The organism is Streptomyces sp. NPDC086554, assembly GCF_040686095.1.
Taxonomy (GTDB): domain Bacteria; phylum Actinomycetota; class Actinomycetes; order Streptomycetales; family Streptomycetaceae; genus Streptomyces.
In genome coordinates, this window is record NZ_JBFBJK010000060.1 from 1 (window position 1) to 4,527 (window position 4,527).

Here is a 4,527-nt window from a genome sequence, read left to right on the forward strand (position 1 = left end):
CCGCCCCGAAGCCACCACGTCCCACAGATCCGAGGCGCAGGACACACCGCCCGGATACCGGCAGCCCATGCCCACGACCGCGATCGGATCGTGGTGACGCTGCTCGGCCTTCCGCAACTGCTCGCGGGTGTGCTGCAGTTCGGCGGTCACGCGCTTGAGGTACTGCAGAGTCCTGTCGTCCTGCATGGCTCAACGCACTCCCAGATCATTGTCGATCAGATCGAAGACCTCGTCGGCGGTTGCCGAGCCGAGTCGGTCGGCAAGACCGTCGGCGACCGTGCCCGCACCGGGCGCGGTCCCGTCGTCCTCCAGGAGGGCGAGCAGAGACCGGAGGCGCTCGGCCACGCTGCCGCTCTCGGCGTCCGCGACTCCCGCGAGCCGGGCGGCGATCCGGTCCAGGTCTTCGAGCACAGCTGCCGCCTGGCCGGGGTTCTGGCCCTGGCCCTGGCCTTCGCTCTTGCCGTTCAACTGGAGCCGGGACCGCAGCTGTACAGCGAGAGCGACGGCGGTCGGGTGGCTGAACACCAGCGTGGCCGGCAGGGCCAGGTCGGTGGCCTGGCTCAGCGCGTTGCGCAGGCGCACCGCACCGAGCGAGTCGAGACCCATCTCCTTGAACGGGAGCTCCGGGTCCACCGCTTCGGCGTTCTCGAAGCCCAGGATCGCGGCCGCGCCGTTCAGGACGGTCTCCAGGAGAAGCGCGCCCTGCTGCTCTTCCCCCAGCTCCGCCAGGCGGCGCAGCAGGTCTTCGCCCGGCGGTCTTGCCGGTCCTGTCGCGGGTACGAGCGACCGCAGCACTGCGGGGATGCCGCTCTCGCGTGCCCGGGCCCGCAGCGCCCCCATGTCCAGGCGGGCCGGGACGAGCAGCGCCTCGTCGGCGCCGTGCACCGCGTCGAAGAGCCGCAGCCCTTCCTCGGTGGCCAGGGGTGCGAGGCCGGTGCGGCCCAGCTGAGCCACGTCCGCGCCGTCGAGGTGCCGGGTCATCTCGCTCTCCTGCTCCCACAGGCCCCAGGCGAGCGAGACGGCGGGCAGGCCCTGGGCTCGCCGCCACTGGGCGAGCCTGTCCAGGAAGGTGTTGGCGGCGGCGTAACTGCCCTGCGCCGGGCCGCCGAAGACACCGGCGACGGACGAGTAGAGGACGAAGGAGGACAGCGGCAGATCCGCGGTGAGTTCGTGCAGCAGGAGCGCCGCGTCGACCTTGGGCCGCAGCACGCGGTCCAGGCGTTCGGGAGTGAGCGATTCGATCAGGCCGTCGTCGAGTACGCCCGCGGAGTGGATGACCGCGGTGAGGGGGTGCTCGGCCGGTATCGAGGCGAGGAGCGACTTCAGTTCGTCGCGGTCGGACGCGTCGCAGGCGGCAATGGTGATGTCGGCCCCTAGCGCGGTGAGTTCGTCCGCGAGCTCAGCCGCCCCCGCCGCCGCGCGCCCTCGTCTGCCGGCGAGCAGCAGATGCCTGGCGCCGTGCTCGGCCACCAGATGGCGTGCGGTCCAGGAGCCGATGCCGGTGGCGCCGCCGGTGATCAGGACGGTGCCTTCCGGGTCGAAGGCGAGCGGCCCGCCCCGGGTGCCGCGGGCTCGGACGATGCGCGGTGCGTACAGGGCTCCGTCGCGGACGGCCAGTTCGGCCTCCCGCGTGGCGAGGGCGGCGGGCAGCAGTTCGGCCCCGGAGTTGTCCAGGTCCACGAGCACGATCCGGTCCGGGTGCTCGGACTGCGCGCTGCGCACCAGGCCCCACAGCGGTGCCATCGCGGGGTCCGGGACGGCGTCCGGCTCCGTGGCCACGGTCCATCGGGTCAGGAGCACAAGGCGGGCGGCGGCGAGACGCTCGTCGGCGAGCCAGTTCTGCAGCAGCTCCAGGGTCTGCCGGGCCTGGGCGCGTACCGTCTGCGGTTCCGGGACGTCGCGGGCGGCGGCCTGGCACGGCGCCAGGACGGCGTCCGGGACGGGGGCTCCGGCGTCGATCGCGGCGAGCAGCGCGGTCAGGTCCTGATACGTCTCGGCGTCCGGCAGGCCGTGCGCGTCCTCGCCGAGCACGCCCCAGGTCATCGGCTGCACGACCGCAGGCGTCGGCACGGGACCCCATTCGAGCCGGTACAGGGAGTCGGTGGCCGTACGGAGCTCTGCCAGGGCCGACGGGTCGACCGGCCGGGCCACCACCGCGTCGACCGAGACCACAGGGGTGCCCTGCTCGTCGGTGGCGCTCATACGGAAGGTGCCCTCGCCCAGGGCGGTGAGCCGGACCCGGATCCGGGTGACCGCCCGGCGCGGCAGGCGCACCCCGGACCAGGTGAACGGCAGCCAGGCCGGCTGCTGCCCACCCTCCGGGTCCGCGAGTTCCGTAAGGCGGGCGTGGAAAGCGGCGTCGAGCAGCGCGGGGTGCATCCCGAAGCCCGTACCCTCGGCCGCCTCGGGGAGCTCGACCTCGGCGAGGACGGCGTCGCCGTCCCGCCAGGCGGCGCGCAGTCCGCGGAAAACGGGACCGTAGGCAAAGCCGCGCTCGTCGAGCCGGTCGTAGAGCCCGTCGATGTCCAGCGGAGTGGACCCCGCAGGCGGCCAAGACGTGTCGAAAAGGGGAGTGTCCACGACTCCGGGAACGGTCGAGTCGTCCGGGGCCAGGGAACCGGTGGCGTGACAGGTCCACGGTTCGCCGCTCTCCCCGGCCGGGCGGGAGTGCACCGAGAACTCATGACGGCCCGCGTCGCCCGAGGCCCGTACCGAGAGCTGCACATCGACCTGCTCATCGGCGCCGATCGCCAGCGGTTCCTGGAGCGTCAGCTCCTCGACCACGCCACAACCGGTGTGCCCGGCCGCCAGCACGGCCAGGTCGACGAAGGCTGTGCCCGGCATCAGGACCGTCCCGTACACGGCGTGGTCGTCCAGCCATGGGTGGGTCTGCCGGGCGACGCGTCCGGTGAACAACCGGCCGTCGCCGTCGGCGAGTTCGGTCTGCGCCGAGAGCAGCGGATGGCCCGTCGGGTACAGGCCACCGCCGGTGACGGACTTGGCGTCCTGGCGCGGAACGGGCCAGTACCGCTGCGTCCGGAAGGGGTAGGTGGGCAGCTCGACGCCGCGGGCGTCGTCCGTGTCGAACACGGTGTCCCATGCCACCTGCACGCCGTGCGTGTCCGCATCGGCGAGCGCGGCGGAGAAGCGCCGCAGGTCGTTGTCGCGTTCCAGGGAGCCGATGACCGCCGCGGGGGACGATCCACCGGGCCCGGCGGCCGCTTCAATGCACTGCTCCACGGCGACGGTGAGGACCGGGTGCGGGCTGATCTCGATGAAGGTGGTGCAGCCGGCGTCGATCAGGCCGCGCACCGTCTCCTCGAAGCGCACCGTCTGCCGCAGGTTGCGGTACCAGTAGCCGGCGTCGAGTCCCATGGTGTCGAACTCGCCCGCGGTCACCGTCGAGTGGAAGCGGATGTCGCCGCCACGCGGCGCGACCGGCGCCAGGACCTCGGTGAGCCGCTGCTGCAGCTTCTCGATGTGCGCGGAGTGTGAGGCGTAGTCGACGGGTATGCGGCGGGCCCAGATGTCGCCTTGCGCACACGCGTCGAGCAGCTCGTCCAGTGCGTCGGAGTCACCGGAGACCACCGTCGAGGCAGGGCCGTTGACTGCGGCGACCGAGATCCGCCCGTCCCAGCGGGCCAGGAGCGGCCGCAGTCGTTCGGTTACCGCCGTTACGGACACCATCCCGCCGCCGCCCGCCATGGCGGCGATCTCCCGGCTGCGCAGGGCCACGATGCGGGCGGCGTCCTGGAGCGAGAGCCCGCCGGCGACGTACGCGGCGGCGATCTCGCCCTGCGAGTGGCCGATGACGGCGTCCGGCTGGACTCCGTGGTGGCGCCACAGGGCAGCCAGGGACACCATCACCGCGAACAGGGCCGGCTGGACGACGTCCACGCGGTCCAGCGGGGGTGCGTCCGGCGAGCCGGACAGCACGTCGTCGAGAGACCAGTCGATGTGGGGTGCGAGCGCGGCCGCGCAGGCACTGAGCTCGGCGGCGAAGACGGGATGAGCGGCGGCGAGCTCGCGGCCCATGCCGATCCACTGGGATCCCTGGCCGGGAAAGACGAAGGCGGTCTTCCCCGAGCGCGCCTTGGCGCGGGCCGTGCCGTCGAGCTCGCCGCGGGCCACTGCCTGCAGCCCGGTCAGGAACTCTTCACGTGTGGCGCCGGTGACGGCCGCCCGGTGTTCGTGGCGGGACCGGGTCAGGGCGAGGGCGGCGCCCACGTGTACGGGGTTGAAGTCCTTGCAGGCGGACAGGTCGTCGTACAGCCGTCCCGCCTGCGCTCGCAGCGCGTCCTGGGACCGCGCCGAGAGCACCCACGCCGTCGGAGCATCCGATGATGCCTTCGGCGGCCGGGGTGGTGTGGTGGTGTCGGGTGCCTGTTGCGGGGCTTCCTCGACGATCACATGCGCGTTGGTCCCGCCGACGCCGAAGGCGGAGATCCCGGCCCGGCGTACGCGCTCGCCCCGCGGCCAGGCAGCCGCCTCGACCAGCAACTCGATGCCACCGCCCGACCAGTCGGC

Annotated in this window: 2 protein-coding genes; both read right to left on the reverse strand. The window is 72.9% G+C overall.

The features are described from left to right. A partial coding sequence (locus AB0O76_RS43830; RefSeq protein ID WP_365503557.1) for a polyketide synthase docking domain-containing protein occupies window positions 1-186 on the reverse strand: 186 nt, incomplete at its 3' end. A gap of 3 nt (window positions 187-189) precedes the next feature. Continuing rightward, on the reverse strand, window positions 190-4,527 hold a 4,338-nt coding region (locus AB0O76_RS43835), incomplete at its 5' end, for a type I polyketide synthase (RefSeq protein ID WP_365503560.1).